The sequence below is a fragment of the Pandoraea pulmonicola genome (assembly GCF_000815105.2).
Taxonomy (GTDB): Bacteria; Pseudomonadota; Gammaproteobacteria; order Burkholderiales; family Burkholderiaceae; genus Pandoraea; species Pandoraea pulmonicola.
Window position 1 is genome coordinate 2,559,895 of sequence record NZ_CP010310.2, and the last position, 14,330, is coordinate 2,574,224.

Sequence of the window (14,330 nt, forward strand, 5' to 3'; positions counted from 1 at the left end):
ACCATGCGTTACAAACGTTCCGCGCGACGCTTGCGTCAGCGCGTGGGGTTGCCCGGGGGCAGGTCGTCGCGCCAGTAGGTCGAGCGGCTGTAATGGTGCTTGAGATGATCGATGAACAGGCGCACGCGCAGCGGCAGGTGACGCCGCTGCGGGAACACGGCGTGGATGCCGATGGGTGGCGCGGCGAAGTCGTCCAGCACGGTGACGAGGCGTCCCGCACGGATGTCGTCGCCCACCTCCCACCACGAACGCCACGCCAGCCCATAGCCCTCCAGACACCAGTCGTGCAACACGGCGCCGTCGGTGCATTCCATGTTGCCGTTCACGCGGATGGTGACGACCTTGCCCGCGTGAGAGAACGTCCAGCCGCGCTGCTGGTTGGCCGTCGAGCCGAAGGCGAGGCAGTTGTGACGAGCGAGGGCGTCAAGCGATTCGGGGCGGCCGTATTGCGCGAGGTAATGGGGCGAGGCCACGCACACACGGCGGTTCTCGCCCAGGCGCAACGACACGAGGCTCGAGTCGGGCAGCTCACCCAGGCGGATCGCACAGTCGAAGCCTTCGTTGACGAGATCGACTAGGCGGTCGGAAAGATCGAGCGTGACCGTGACATCCGGATGCGACCCGATGAACATCGGCAACAGCGGTGCGACGTGCCGTCGACCGAACCCGGCAGGCGCCGAGAGCCGCAGATGGCCGCTTGCCTTCACACCTCCCGCCGACACCGCGGCTTCCGCGTTGTGCATCTCGTTGAGAATGCGCTGGCAGTCCTCCAGGAAGGCAGAGCCTTCGAAGGTGAGCGTGACGCGCCGCGTCGTACGCATGAGCAGCTTCACGCCCAGCCGGGCTTCGAGGGCGTCGATGCGCCGGCCGATGACGGCGGGCGCCACGCCCTCCATTGCCGCTGCCGCCGAGAGGCTTCCCTTGGCGGCCACGGCCACGAACGTTTCGAGTTGTTTGAAGCGGTCCACTCGGCGATTATGTACTAAAAAGTAAAAGATAAAGTGATTTAAGCGCTCTTTTATGGCGTTGGTTATGAATAATACAATCGAGCCACCATGACAAGTCGGTGCGAGTGATACCCAGCTTATGACTTCGCGTATTCAGGCCGTGATCTTCGACGCCTACGGCACGCTGTTCGACGTGTATTCGGTCGCCGCGGCGGCCGAGCAGCAATTCCCCGGTCATGGGGCGGCGTTGGCCGAACTCTGGCGCGCCAAGCAGATCGAGTACACGCAGCTGCGCTCGCTGAGCGGCCCGCGCGGCGAGCGCTACCGGCCGTTTTGGGACGTCACGGCCGATGCGCTGCGCTACGCCGCCGCGCGTCTGAACCTCACGCTCACGCCCGTGGCCGAGAAGCGGCTGATGGACGAATACACGTGCCTGTCCGTCTTCCCCGAGAATCCACCCGTGTTGCGCGCGCTGCGCGCGATGGGGCTTCGCCTCGGCGTGCTCTCGAACGGCAATCCGCAGATGCTCGACGTCGGCCTGAAGAGCGGGGGGATCAAGGACTTGTTCGATCACGTACTGTCGGTCGACGCGGTACGCAAATACAAGACGGCTCCCGAGGCCTACCAACTCGGACCCGATGCGTTCGGCCTGCCGGCCGACGCCATCGTTTTCGTCTCCAGCAACGGCTGGGACGCGGCCGGCGCCACCTGGTTCGGTTACCCGTCCTTCTGGGTCAACCGGGCCGGGTGGCCGGTCGAACAACTCGGCGTAACGCCGCAAGGGATGGGGCGCGATATGCGCGACTTGCAGCGGTTCGTCGAGGCATTGACGGGAGCGCGCGCCTGACACCCCTCGTGGTGCGAGGCCTTGTGCAAAGCCCCTGAAGTTCTTCCTTGCGGCGCACTCCCTTATATAAATCAAGAGAGCTGGAGATCCCTGATGCCCCTGATGCTGCCCCCCGGCATGCAATTGCATGTCGACGTCAATACCGATATTCGTCCCGAGTACGAAGCGATCCTGACGCCCGAGGCGCTCGCCTTCATCACCAGGCTGCACCGCGCATTCGAGCCGCGTCGCCAGGAACTGCTCGCCGCCCGCGCGGCGCGCGTCGCCCGCCTGGATGCCGGCGAAGTGCCCGACTTCCTCCCCGAGACGCAACCGATTCGCGATGGCGACTGGCGCATTGCGCCGCTGCCGGCGGCACTGCAATGCCGCCGCGTGGAGATTACCGGGCCGGTCGAGCGCAAGATGATCATCAACGCGCTCAATTCGGGGGCGGACAGCTATATGACCGACTTCGAGGACTCGAACACGCCGAACTGGCACAACCAGTTGCAGGGCCACATCAATGTGCGCGACGCCGTGCGCGGCGTCATCAGCCTCGAGCAGAACGGCAAGCACTACAAATTGAACGACAAGGTGGCCACGCTGATCGTGCGTCCGCGCGGCTGGCATCTCGACGAGAAGCATGTGAGCGTGGACGGCGTGCGCATGTCGGGCAGCCTGTTCGATTTCGGCCTGCATTTCTTCCACAACGCCAAGGCGTCGCTGGCGCGCGGCTTCGGTCCGTACTACTACCTGCCGAAGCTCGAGAGCCATCTCGAGGCGCGTCTGTGGAACGACGTCTTCGTGCTCGCCCAGAACGAGCTCGGCGTGGCGCAAGGCACGATCAAGGCGACCGTGCTCGTCGAAACGATTCTCGCCGCCTTCGAGATGGACGAGATCCTGTACGAGCTGCGCGAGCACAGCTCGGGGCTGAACGCCGGGCGCTGGGACTACATCTTTTCGTGCATCAAGAAGTTCAAGGTCGACGCGGACTTCTGCCTGGCCGATCGCAGCCGCATCAACATGACGGTGCCGTTCATGCGCGCTTACGCGTTGCTGCTGCTCAAGACGTGCCATCGTCGCGGTGCGCCGGCCATTGGCGGCATGAGCGCGCTCATTCCCATCAAGAACGATCCGGAAGCGAACGAGAAGGCGATGGCCGGCATTCGCGGCGACAAGGCACGCGATGCGACCGACGGCTATGACGGCGGTTGGGTCGCGCACCCGGGCCTCGTGCCGGTGGCGATGGAAGAATTCGTGAAAGTGCTCGGCGATCGTCCGAACCAGATCGACAGGCAACGCGACGACGTGAACGTCAAGGGCCGCGATCTGCTGGAGTTCAAGCCCGAAGCCCCGATCACGGAGGCCGGCCTGCGCAACAACATCAACGTCGGTATTCACTATTTGGGCGCCTGGCTCGCCGGCAACGGTTGCGTGCCCATCCATCATCTGATGGAGGACGCCGCGACGGCGGAGATTTCGCGCTCGCAGGTGTGGCAGTGGATTCGCTCGCCCAAGGGCAAGCTCGACGACGGCCGCAAAGTCACCGCCGAACTCGTGCGCGAACTGATTCCGCAGGAGCTCGCGAACGTCAAGGAACTCGTGGGGCAGGTCGCGCCGACGTACGATCGCGCCGCGGTCATCTTCGAGCAGATGAGCACGAGCGAGGACTTCGTGGATTTCCTCACGCTGCCGCTGTACGAAGAAGTGTGAAGCCCGCACGCTGACCGTGTGCACCGTGTGCACCGTGTGCACCGTGTGCGATGAGGTCGAGCAGGCACCTCGATGGGACGATGGCAACATCGTCCCATTTCGTTTCCGGCGCCCTTTGTCTTGTTTGTGGCACCGCGCTACACTGGACCTCGACGTATTCGTACCTGTCTACGCTTCGCTTGCGCGAATGCGCTTCGATACCCGTTCACGAGAGGATGCCGATGTCAGCCGATTTTCCCGACGATGCGCCCCACGATGCGCGAACCGATGCTCACGTCGTCCCGCCGACGGTGCAGCGAAAGCCGCGCGGCCCGGGCCGGATCGTAGAGACGCGGCCGGCCGCGCTTCGTGGACTCTATCCGCCCATCGAGCCGTTCGACAGCGGGATGCTCGACGTGGGCGACGGGCACACCCTCTACTGGGAACGATGCGGCAATCCCCTCGGCAAGCCGGCCGTGTTTCTGCACGGTGGCCCGGGTGGGGGATGCTCGCCCGCGCACCGGCGTCTGTTCGATCCCGAGAAGTACTGCGTCACGCTGTTCGATCAGCGTGGATGCGGGCGCTCGGTGCCTCACGCCTGCCTCGAGCACAACACGACATGGGATCTGGTGGCCGACATCGAGCGTCTGCGCACGAAATTCGGTTACGACCGCTGGCTGGTCTTCGGTGGTTCCTGGGGAAGCACGCTGGCGCTGGCCTATGCCGAGACACATCCGACGCGCGTGAGCGAGTTGGTGCTGCGAGGCATCTTCGCCGTCCGGCGCGAAGAACTGCAGTGGTATTACCAGAAGGGCGCGTCGTGGCTGTTTCCGGACCGATGGGAGAAGTTTGTGGCGCCGATTCCACTGGAGGAACGGGGCGATCTCATGCGCGCCTATCAGAAGCGGCTGACGCATCCGGACGAGGCTGTGCGCATCGAAGCGGCGCGAGCCTGGAGCCAGTGGGAGGGAGGCACCATCACGCTGCTGCCGGACGAACAGCTCACGGACGCCTTCGGCGATCCGCACTATGCGATTGCGTTCGCGCGCATCGAGAACCACTACTTCGTCAACGACGGCTTTTTCGAACCGAATCAGCTCATCGACAGGGCGTCGACGTTGCGCGACATTCCGGGCGTGATCGTGCAGGGCCGCTACGACGCGGCGACGCCCCCGCGCACGGCGTGGGATCTGCACAAGGCGTGGCCCGAAGCGGACTTTTACTGGGCGCCGGATGCGGGACACGCGTTCAGCGAGCCGACGATCCTGCACTGGTTGATCGAAGCCACGGATCGGTTTGCGTCTGCCCCGTGACGTGAGCCGTTGAGGCGAAAGCACGCAGGGCCGCAGCGGGCTTGCGGCGTGCGCAAAGAGAAAAACCCCGCCGTCGACGATTGACGTCAACGTTCGGGGTTTTTTCATCCTGCGGCATCATTCGGATCGGTCCGCTTGCCGTCTGGCAACATCCGTCCGATCCGACGTCGGAAACGCTCAGTCGCCGCGGCGCTTGCTGAAGCCGCCGCCGTTGCCGCCATTGCGATTGCCGAAGCCGCGATCCTGACGCGGGGCGTCAAAGCTGCGGTTGCCACGATCCTGACGGTAGCCACCCTCGAACGAGCGGCCGCCACGGTCTTGACGGTTACCGTCGAACGGGCGCGGCGAACGACGCTCGAAGCGGTCGGTGCTGCTGCCGTTCGAGAAGCCATTGCCACCTTCGTTTTGCTGGTAGCTGCCGTGGAAGCCGTTGCTCTCACGACGCTCAAAGGGGCCGCCCGACGGCTTGTTGCCGCCGAAGCGCTGGCCGCCTTGGTAGCCACCATTGCCGCCGTTACCCCCGTTGCCGCCGTTGTTGCCGTAGCGCGGACCGTTGTTGCTCCAACGGCCGCCGCCGTTGCCCTGACCGTGACGCGGACCGCCACGACCCTGGCCCGGGCGCTTGCCGCCGGCGCCCGCCTTGGGCGGCGAGCGGCGCGGCTCGAAACCAGCCACGACGTTGACCGGCAGCGGTTGACGCGTATAGCGCTCGATGCGACGCACGGCGCCGATTTCGGCGTGCGCGGCGAGGCTCACGGCCACGCCACGGCGACCGGCACGGCCGGTACGGCCGATACGGTGCACGTAGTCTTCCGCGAACTTCGGCAGATCGTAGTTGAATACGTGCGTGATACCCGGCACGTCGATGCCGCGCGCGGCCACATCGGTGGCGACCAGCACGCGCACGCGGCGCTCGCGCAGGGCGCGCAGCGTACGGTTGCGGACGCCTTGCGGCATGTCGCCGTGCAGCGCGGCGCTGTCGAAACCGGCTTGTTCGAGCTGGTCGGCCAGCAGGTCGGCGTCGCGCTTGGTCGACGTAAACACGATGGCCTGATCGAGCGAATCGTTGCCGAGCAGGTGCGTGAGCAGGCGGTCCTTGTGGGCGCGATCGTCCACGTAGTGCAGCGTTTGCTCGATGTTGGCGTTGGTGCGCTGTTCGGTGCCACGCGTGATCTCGATGGTCTCCGGATCGCGCAGCAGACGACGGGTGATCTCGCCCATGCGGCCGTCGATGGTGGCCGAGAACAGCAGCGTCTGACGCGACTCGGGCGTGGCATCGACGATGGTCTGGATGTCGTCGATGAAGCCCATGTCGAGCATGCGATCGGCTTCGTCGAGCACGAGCATCATCAGTTGCGACAGGTCGATCTTGCCGCTGGAGATGTGGTCGAGCAGACGGCCCGGCGTCGCCACGATGATTTCGGGCTGCTTGGCCAGCATTTCGAGCTGACGCGGATAGGGCATGCCGCCCAGGATGCTCACGGTGCGCAGGCGGCGCAGTTGCTTGCCGTACGTGTCGGCGGCGCTCGAGACCTGTTGCGCCAGTTCGCGCGTCGGCGTGAGCACGAGCAGCGACGGCTGGGCGGCGACGCGGCGAACGCGTTGGCCCTTGCGCGGTTTCTCGCCGGGCGCGGCCGGCTGGTTGCGCGGGTGAGCGGCCGGGGCGCGGCTATTGAGCTCGCCGCTGGCCTGCATTTCGGCGAAGCGGTGGATGGCCGGCAGCATGAAGGCGGCCGTCTTGCCGGAGCCCGTCGGGCTCGACACCAGCAGATCGCGACCGGCGAGCGCGGCCGGAATGGCGCGCTGCTGTACGGGCGTCGGGTGGTCGTAGCCGGCGGTGGCCAGTGCCGACAGGATGGCCGGGTTCAGACCGAGTTCGGCGAACGTGGGCTTGCCGTCGTCGTTGCCTGCGGTCGCAGCGTCAACGGTGGCGTCGGCGTTTTCGTCGGACGTGGGGAAATAGGTCTGCGCGAGCGCAGACAGCTTGGACGTCTGTTCCATGAATCCTCTTGCGGATGGATAGGTTGTGTCGGGGCGTTGGCGCCAATCGGCAAACCCAATTCGTCGCAAGCAGGAAGCAAATCGCGGATGGGGCAGAAAGCGGATCGAAATCCGTATCGTAAGCCAGGGACGGCGGCGGGTCGTTCTTCAGGAACGCCAGTGCCGGCAAGAACTACTACGGCTTATCACAGGATTGGGGCAAAACGCGGTTTTCGTCGCTTGACGGGAATTGATATGGGGTCCCGCAAAGCGAAGCGCGGATTATACCTGACTTTTTCGAAAAGTGCACGTTCGGATTTTCACTGGGATGGAACGGTCCGAATGAGGGGGCCGACCCGACCTCGATGGCATGCGGCTCCCTGAAGCGGCGCCCGCCGGCGCGGGAAACGACGGCGGGCATGTGCTGCAAGCTGCAATCCCCAATCCCGTTAGGTCGCGCGGCGCGTGGCCGATTACAATAGCGCCATGTCTTCGATTACGCTTCTCGCCCTCGACACCTCGACCGAATTCTGTTCGGTCGCCGTGTATCGCCATGATCCCGCCTGCGGTGCCCCGGCCCTCGTGGTCGAGCGCCACCTCGATACCGGCCCCGTCTCCAGTACCCATATCCTGCCTGCCGCCCGCGACGTATTGCGTGAGGCGGGGATCACGCTCGCGGCTTGCGACGCGATCGCGTTCGGCGCCGGGCCGGGCTCGTTCACCGGATTGCGCACCGCGTGCGGTGTGGCACAGGGACTGGCGTTCGGCGCCGGGCTGCCGGTGGTGCCGGTCGGTACGCTGCTGGCCTGTGCCGAGGCGGCCCGGGCATCGCGTGCGGGCACCGAGCGTGTGCTCGTCGCCCTCGATGCACGGATGAACGAGGCCTATTGGGCCGACTACGCATGGGATGCTGCCGCTCGAGACTGGCGCGAAGTGCGGGCCCCGTCGCTCGACGCGGCCGAGAAGGTGCGCGCGCCCGATGCGGATTTTGTTGTCGCGGGCAATGCGGTGACGGCGTTCGGCGAACGCCTGCAAGCGGCCCTGCGGGCGCAAGCCGTGCTGGCCGACGCCATGCCGCGCGCGCGCCACGTCGCCGAACTCGCGGCCCGCGCGTTTGCGCGAGGCGAAGCGATTCCGGCGGATCGGGCCATGCCGGTCTACATCCGCAACAAGGTGGCGCAGACGACGGCCGAGCGCGAAGCGATCAAGCAAGCGACGCGCGGCGACGACAAGGGGGCGTCCTGATGCGCCAGGCCGGACCGAATCACTTTTCTCCGATGACGATGAGCGATCTCGACGAGATTGTCGGCGTCGAGGTGCGCGCCTATCCGTTCCCGTGGACGCGGCAGAACTTCGTCGACTCGCTTGCCGCGGGGCATCAGGGCGTTTGTCTGCGTGCGGTCGATGGCGCGCTGCTCGGCTATTTTCTGCTCATGCCGGTCGTCGACGAAGCGCATCTTCTCAACGTTTGCGTGGTGCCGGAGATGCAGGGCAACGGATTGGGCGTGCAGTTGCTCGAAGAAGTCGTGCGCGTCTCGCGTGCGCAGGGAATGGGCGGCGTGCTGCTCGAGGTGCGGCCGTCGAACATGCGTGCGCTGCGCATTTATGAGCGTTTCGGCTTCGAACAGATCGGCCGTCGCAAGGGATACTATCCGGCGAGCGGGCGTCGTGAGGACGCCATCGTGATGCGCCTGTCGTGGGAGACCGATCGTGCCGTGGCCTAAAGCGATTCTGGAAGAGTTCGGGCTGTGGCCGGTGTGGATGCCGCAAGGCGCCGTCGTGGCGCATGCGGCCGGCCCGGAAGCCGGCGACGTGGCGACACTCACCGCGCCCGAAGGCGCCACGTGGGCGACAAATGCACCGAGCGCCGATGAACTCCCGCCGTGGGATGTTGCGCCGGCAGCCGCGGCCGTCCCTGCTGCGCCGATCGCATCGGTGGCGCCGACGCCTGCCGCCTCGCGTCCTGCGGCGCGCGCCGCCGTGCCGGACGAGGCGCCCGCGGCGAGCGCATCGCACGGTGGGCAGCGTCGCATGGCCGATTTGCCGCCCGACGACATACCGATGTGGCTCGACAGCGACGGCAACGGCGATGGCGACGCGGCGGCCGATGCCGCGCTGTGGTCGATCGTGCGCGATGCGGGTGATGCGGGGGACGGGCTGGCGGCGGCACGCGCGGCGGTGCCGGCGGTCGAGACGCTCGACTGGGACGCGTTGGCCGAGCGCGTCTCCAATTGCCGGCTGTGCGGCCTGTGCGAGAAACGTAAGCAGACGGTGTTCGGCGTGGGCGATCGCGAAGCCGACTGGCTGCTCGTGGGCGAGGCGCCGGGGCAACAGGAAGACCTGCAGGGCGAGCCGTTCGTCGGACAAGCGGGTAAGCTGCTCGACAACATGCTGCGTGCGGTGACGTTGCGGCGCGGCGAGAACGTGTACATTGCGAACGTGCTCAAGTGCCGTCCGCCGAACAACCGGGACCCGGAAGCCGGCGAGGTGGCGAGCTGCGAGCCGTATCTGAAGCGTCAGGTGGCGCTGCTCAAGCCGCGCGTGATCGTGGTGATGGGGCGTTTCGCGGCGCAGAGCATTCTGCGCACGCAGGCGAGCATCGCCAGCTTGCGCGGCCGTGTGCACGAGTATGAAGGGGTGCCGGTGATCGTGACTTATCATCCGGCCTACCTGTTACGCAGTCTGCCCGACAAGGCCAAGGCCTGGACGGATTGGTGCCTGGCGCGGGCTACCTACGAGGCAGTGTGCGAATCGACTCCGGCCAGCGGGCCTACGGCGAACTGATCGAAACGCTGCGCGAGGCGCCGGTGCGCGACCTCGCGTGGCTGCTGCTGTCCGCTGATTTGCTCAGTGCCGCGCGCTTTCCGGCGGCGCTTGCCCATTTCGACGGCGTTCAGGCGGCGGCCGATGCGCCTCCTGCGTCGGCGCGGCAGCGCCCGGATGCCGCCGTGTCCGGCGATCCCGATCCCATCTTCCATTCCCGAGACCTGCACGACTGGCTGCTCGCCTGCGACGCCAATCCCGAGCCGCTGCGCGAATTTCTGACGCGGGGCGAGAGCCACCGGCTCGGGCGCTATGCCGAGCAGTTGCTGCACTTCGCGCTGTTGCACAGCCCGCGTTTCGATCTGCTGGCGGCGGGGTTGCAGGTGCGGGATGCGCGGCGCAGCAACATGACGCTCGGCGAATGCGACTTCCTGCTCGAGCGCCGCTCCGATCGCCGGTTGCTGCATTGGGAGCTGGCGGTGAAGCTGTATCTCTTCGTTCCGCCGGCGGCCCCCGAGCCGCTCGGCGAGCGTGCCGTCCAGTTCCACTGGCTCGGGCCGAATCTGGCCGACAGCTTTGCCGACAAGGTGGCGCGGCTGCTGGGACATCAACTTCGGCTCACCACGCTCGACGCCGCGCGCAGTGCATTGCCCGCCGCTGGGCCGTGGTTGCCGCAGGTGTATCTGAAGGGCTGGCTGTTCCATCCGCTGGCGCACCCGGTGCAGTTGCCGCAGGCGGCGTCCGAGGCGCATGGCCGCGGCTGGTGGGCCACGCTCGACGAGTGGTGGGCGCACGCACAGTCGCAGGTGCATGCCAGGACGGCGCCGCCGGAACGGGCATGGGCCATGCTGCCTCGCGCGCGTTGGCTGGCGCCGGCGCGTGTCGCGGCGTCGGATGCGTTGTCGCTCGTCGACATGCACGAACGCATCGAGACGCACTGGCGCGAACGCGGCATCGCCGAGCCACTGCTGATCGTTTCGCTGGCGCGGCATGAGCAGGCGGGCAAAGGGGCTGGAGGTGCTGGCAATGGCGGCGGAGCGGCCCACGACTGGTTCGAATGCGAACGGGGCTTCATCGTGCCGGACTTCTGGGCGCCGCGTGCGCGGCATCGCATCGAGGAGTTGAGCGAGCGCGCCGAGGCGGCTGCGCAGCGCGCGCTCGCACGCGCTGCCGAAGACAGTGCGCCGTCGATCTGAGAAAGCAGAAGGGAGCGGAAGAGAACCGGGGGCAGATGGGCGGGATACTGGCGCGTCGGACGATGCGCGTCACGCCTTCGGCCAGATGGCGTGGAAGTGGTGGACCGGCCCGATGCCGTGGCCGATGCGCAGTTCGTCGCTGGCGGCGAGCGCGCCGTTCAGATAGGTCTTGGCGTCACGTACGGTGTTCGACCAGTCCTCGCGACGCGGGCGCAGTGCGGCGAGCGCGGCCGACAGCGTGCAGCCGGTGCCGTGCGTGTTGTGGGCGGCGATGCGCGGCGCGTTGAAGCGCTCGACGCCGGCGGCGCTCACGAGCCAGTCCGGGCTCAGTTCGCTCGCCAGGTGCCCGCCCTTGACGAGCACATTGCGGGCGCCCAGCGCGCGCAGCGCCTGCGCCTGACGCTCCATCCCGGCTTCGTCCTCGGCAGGCGCCACGCCAAGCAGCGCTGCCGCTTCGGGCAGGTTGGGCGTGATCAGATCCGCCAGCGGCAGCAGTTCGTCGCGCAGGGCGGCAACGGCATCCGGCTGCAGCAGCGCGTGCCCGCTCTTCGAAATCATCACGGTATCGAGCACCACGAAGCGCGGCTTGTACTGGCGCAGGCCGGCGGCCACCGCGCGCACGACGTCGGCGTTGGCCAGCATGCCGAGCTTCACCGCATCGACATCGAGGTCCTGGAACACGGCATCCATTTGCGCCGTGACGAAGCTCGCAGGCGGCGTGTGGATGCCGGTCACACCCAGCGTGTTCTGCGCGGTGAGCGCCGTGATGACGCTCGCGCCATACGCGCCGAGCGCGGAGAAAGTCTTGAGATCGGCCTGGATGCCGGCCCCGCCGCCGGAGTCCGATCCTGCGATGGTCAGGGCGATGGGAACGGACGACTGACGCAAATTCATATCAATGCTTGACTTCGCCGATGAGCGCAACCGAGTCGAATTCGCGCTGATTGGCCTGATGGCGCTTCATGACGAGCCACATCGTGCCCGAGACGAACACGCCGAACAGAATGATCACGACCCCGACCGGCACGTTGCACCAGATGAGCAGGGCGTAGAGGCACAGCATGATCAGCACCGACAGGTTCTCGTTGAAGTTCTGCACGGCGATGGAGTGACCGGCCGAGAGCAGCACGTGCCCGCGATGCTGGAGCAGGGCGTTCATCGGTACCACGAAGAACCCGGCGAGCGCGCCGACGATGATCAGGAAGATGTAGGCGATGATCAGATACAGCGGCATCTTCCACTCGGTGCCCCACGGCAGGAGATCCTTGGAGAAGAACGCCATGGCCATGACGGCAATGCCCATGGCGATCCCCACTGGCAGCACGGACAGCGAGCGCTTGAGCGGAATGCGCGAGGCGGCCACGATCGCGCCGACGGCCACGCCGACGGCCGACACGGCCTGCAGGATCGCGCCTTCGGAGAGCGTCATGCCGAGCGCTTTTTCGGCCCAGCGCAGCACGATGAACTGCAACGTTGCACCGGCGCCCCAGAACAGGGTGGTCACGGCGAGCGAGATCTGGCCCAGCTTGTCGCGCCACAGCGTGACGAAGCAGTCGGCGAAATCGGAGACGAGCTTGATCGGGTTGCGTTCCTGACGCGCATAGCGCGCGCCGGTATCGGGGATGCGCAGATTGAACAGCGCGGCGATCACGTAGATGCCCATGATGACCACCATCGCGGCCATTGCCGGCGAACTGATGACTTCGGGCGTGTGATGCAGTACCCACTGGGAGACGTGCGGGCTGATGAGTGCGCCACCGAGCACTGTGCCCAGGATGATCGAACTGACCGTCAGGCCTTCGATCCAGCCGTTGGCCGCGACGAGTTTTTCGGCGGGCAGCAATTCGGTGAGAATTCCGTATTTCGCGGGCGAGTAGGCCGCGGCGCCAAAGCCGACGACGCCGTAGGCGATGAGCGGATGCGAGCCGAACAGCATCATCAGACAGCCCACGACCTTGATCGAATTGCTGATGAACATCACCCGGCCCTTGGGCATCGAGTCGGCGAACGCGCCCACGTAGGCGGCGAGAATGACGTACGAGAGAACGAAGAAGAGTTTGAGCAGCGGTGTCATCCACTGCGGGGAATGCAGGTCCTTCAGGAGTGCGATTGCGGCGATGAGCAATGCGTTGTCGGCCAGCGACGAAAAAAACTGCGCGGCCATGATGGTGTAAAAGCCTTTCTTCATCGGTACTTGAGTCGATCCCGTGCGGCGTAAAACTTGCGTGTCTCGGTTGTCGGAATCCGCGGCGCCCTCCGCGGGCACCTTAACGGGAAGAAACCGGGCTTAAACACAGGGGTATCTGCGCTCATCCAGCCTTCAAATGTCGCCAAACGACCGTATGCGCGGTCTTGAAGCCCCCGTGCCGGGCGCCCGGTCGCCCTCGGTCTGAGACCGATATTCTTGTCGGGATAAAGATTTCGGCAAAACAAGTTGTGCGCACGGCTTTATAACACGAAAATATGCCGATGCGTTATGCCGCCAGCCTGCGCCAGCGAGCTTCTCTTTCCGTTGCCGAACCTGCCATGCCTCGTCCGATCAAAGTCTCGATTCATACCGCCGCTCTTGCCCACAATCTCGATGTCGCCCGCCGCTGTGTCGCCCGTCACGGCGCGCCTACCCCGAAGGTCTGGGCGATCGTCAAGGCCAACGCCTACGGGCACGGCATCGAGAACGCCTACCCTGGATTGCGCGACGCCGACGGCTTCGGCCTGCTCGACCTCGACGAGGCCGTTCGTCTGCGCGAACTCGGCTGGGCCGGGCCCATTCTCCTGCTCGAAGGGTTCTTCACGCCGGAAGACCTGGCCGTCGTCGACGAGCACGGCCTGACGATCACCGTGCACTGCGACGAGCAACTGCGCATGCTCGAGACGGCGCGTCTCACCAAGCCGGTCAACGTGCAGTTGAAGATGAACTCCGGCATGAATCGTCTGGGCTTCGCGCCCGAGCGTTTCCGTGCCGCGTGGGAACGTGCCCGCGCGATTCCCTGCGTGAGCCAGATCGTGCTCATGACCCACTTCTCCGACGCCGACGGCCCGCGCGGTATCGAACACCAGATGGAGGCGTTCGAGCGCGGTGCGCGGGACGTGCCGGGCGAGCGCAGCCTCGCCAACTCGGCTGCCACGCTGTTCCATCCGGGCACGCACGGCGCCTGGGTGCGCCCGGGCATCATGCTCTACGGCTCGTCGCCGAAGGGCGTCGAAGTGCCGGCGGCGGATCTCGATCTGCAGCCGACGATGACGCTCGAGTCGGCGCTGATCGGTGTGCAGGAAGTGCCGGCGGGCGGCACCGTCGGTTACGGCAGCGTTTTCAAGGCCGAAGCGCCGATGCGCGTCGGCACGGTGGCATGCGGTTATGCGGACGGCTATCCGCGTGTCGCCCCCACGGGCACGCCGGTGCTCGTCGATGGCGTGCGCACCCGCACGGTCGGCCGCGTGTCGATGGACATGCTCGCGGTCGATCTCACGCCGGTGCCGCAGGCGCGTGTCGGCTCGACCGTCACGCTGTGGGGGCGTGGACTGTGCATTGACGAGGTGGCTGCGGCAGCTGGCACGCTCGGCTACGAGTTGATGTGCGCGGTCACGCGCCGTGTTCCGGTGCACGCCAACTGAA

12 protein-coding genes are annotated in these 14,330 nt (G+C 66.2%); 8 read left to right on the forward strand and 4 right to left on the reverse strand.

Translation table 11 applies throughout. From position 1 onward, the window contains the following. Positions 1-35: 35 nt before the first annotated feature. Positions 36-968: a LysR family transcriptional regulator gene (locus tag RO07_RS11325; protein WP_039410782.1), complete on the reverse strand. Its 933-nt coding sequence runs from the start codon at positions 966-968 to the stop codon at positions 36-38. Between the two features lie 118 nt (positions 969-1,086). Between RO07_RS11325 and RO07_RS11330 the strand changes: the two genes are divergently transcribed. The 3 genes from RO07_RS11330 (at position 1,087) to pip (ending at position 4,778) form a co-directional block, all read left to right on the forward strand. Continuing rightward, entirely contained in the window at positions 1,087-1,794 is a 708-nt protein-coding gene (locus tag RO07_RS11330) for a haloacid dehalogenase type II (protein ID WP_039410784.1), read from the forward strand. Positions 1,795-1,887: 93 nt separating this feature from the next. Further along, on the forward strand, positions 1,888-3,486 hold the full coding sequence (gene aceB / locus RO07_RS11335) for a malate synthase A (protein ID WP_039410786.1): 1,599 nt from the start codon (positions 1,888-1,890) through the stop codon (positions 3,484-3,486). Positions 3,487-3,701: 215 nt separating this feature from the next. Further along, a complete protein-coding gene (gene pip / locus RO07_RS11340) occupies positions 3,702-4,778 on the forward strand; it encodes a prolyl aminopeptidase (RefSeq protein ID WP_084072567.1) in 1,077 nt (358 codons plus the stop codon). A 177-nt stretch (positions 4,779-4,955) separates the two neighbouring features. Here pip and RO07_RS11345 read toward each other — a convergent pair whose 3' ends face one another. Continuing rightward, positions 4,956-6,779, reverse strand: coding sequence for a DEAD/DEAH box helicase (locus RO07_RS11345; protein WP_072637018.1), 1,824 nt, complete (start codon positions 6,777-6,779; stop codon positions 4,956-4,958). 465 nt (positions 6,780-7,244) lie between these two features. Here RO07_RS11345 and tsaB point away from each other — a divergent pair, with 465 nt between their 5' ends. From tsaB to RO07_RS11365, 4 genes are read left to right on the forward strand one after another with little or no spacing between them, the layout of a single operon-like run. Beyond that, positions 7,245-8,003: a tRNA (adenosine(37)-N6)-threonylcarbamoyltransferase complex dimerization subunit type 1 TsaB gene (tsaB, locus tag RO07_RS11350; RefSeq protein WP_039410787.1), complete on the forward strand. Its 759-nt coding sequence runs from the start codon at positions 7,245-7,247 to the stop codon at positions 8,001-8,003. Then, positions 8,003-8,482, forward strand: a complete 480-nt coding sequence (gene rimI, locus RO07_RS11355) for a ribosomal protein S18-alanine N-acetyltransferase (RefSeq protein ID WP_039410789.1) — start codon at positions 8,003-8,005, stop codon at positions 8,480-8,482. Before tsaB ends, rimI begins: the two co-directional genes overlap by 1 nt. Beyond that, positions 8,469-9,542, forward strand: coding sequence for a uracil-DNA glycosylase (locus RO07_RS11360; RefSeq protein ID WP_039410791.1), 1,074 nt, complete (start codon positions 8,469-8,471; stop codon positions 9,540-9,542). The genes rimI and RO07_RS11360 overlap by 14 nt, the downstream gene beginning before the upstream one ends. Then, complete coding sequence (locus RO07_RS11365; RefSeq protein WP_052267208.1) at positions 9,503-10,717, forward strand: DUF1853 family protein; 1,215 nt, start codon at positions 9,503-9,505, stop codon at positions 10,715-10,717. The genes RO07_RS11360 and RO07_RS11365 overlap by 40 nt, the downstream gene beginning before the upstream one ends. 69 nt (positions 10,718-10,786) lie before the next feature. Here the strand turns inward: RO07_RS11365 and thiD are convergent, their stop codons facing one another. Beyond that, a complete protein-coding gene (gene thiD, locus RO07_RS11370; RefSeq protein ID WP_039410793.1) occupies positions 10,787-11,611 on the reverse strand; it encodes a bifunctional hydroxymethylpyrimidine kinase/phosphomethylpyrimidine kinase in 825 nt (274 codons plus the stop codon). Between the two features lies 1 nt (position 11,612). Further along, positions 11,613-12,905, reverse strand: a complete 1,293-nt coding sequence (gene lplT / locus RO07_RS11375; RefSeq protein WP_039410796.1) for a lysophospholipid transporter LplT — start codon at positions 12,903-12,905, stop codon at positions 11,613-11,615. Between the two features lie 338 nt (positions 12,906-13,243). Here lplT and alr point away from each other — a divergent pair, with 338 nt between their 5' ends. Further along, positions 13,244-14,329 (forward strand): alanine racemase, encoded by a 1,086-nt coding sequence (gene alr / locus RO07_RS11380; protein WP_039410799.1) that lies wholly within the window; start codon positions 13,244-13,246, stop codon positions 14,327-14,329. Position 14,330: the final 1 nt, after the last annotated feature.

Bases quoted from the DNA above. Each gene is read 5' to 3' on its own strand.
- RO07_RS11330 (WP_039410784.1), top strand. From the start codon at position 1,087: ATGACTTCGCGTATTCAGGCCGTGATCTTCGACGCCTACGGCACGCTG.
- aceB (WP_039410786.1), top strand. From the start codon at position 1,888: ATGCCCCTGATGCTGCCCCCCGGCATGCAATTGCATGTCGACGTCAAT.
- pip (WP_084072567.1), top strand. From the start codon at position 3,702: ATGCCGATGTCAGCCGATTTTCCCGACGATGCGCCCCACGATGCGCGA.
- RO07_RS11345 (WP_072637018.1), bottom strand. From the start codon at position 6,779: ATGGAACAGACGTCCAAGCTGTCTGCGCTCGCGCAGACCTATTTCCCC.
- tsaB (WP_039410787.1), top strand. From the start codon at position 7,245: ATGTCTTCGATTACGCTTCTCGCCCTCGACACCTCGACCGAATTCTGT.
- rimI (WP_039410789.1), top strand. From the start codon at position 8,003: ATGCGCCAGGCCGGACCGAATCACTTTTCTCCGATGACGATGAGCGAT.
- thiD (WP_039410793.1), bottom strand. From the start codon at position 11,611: ATGAATTTGCGTCAGTCGTCCGTTCCCATCGCCCTGACCATCGCAGGA.
- lplT (WP_039410796.1), bottom strand. From the start codon at position 12,905: ATGAAGAAAGGCTTTTACACCATCATGGCCGCGCAGTTTTTTTCGTCG.
- alr (WP_039410799.1), top strand. From the start codon at position 13,244: ATGCCTCGTCCGATCAAAGTCTCGATTCATACCGCCGCTCTTGCCCAC.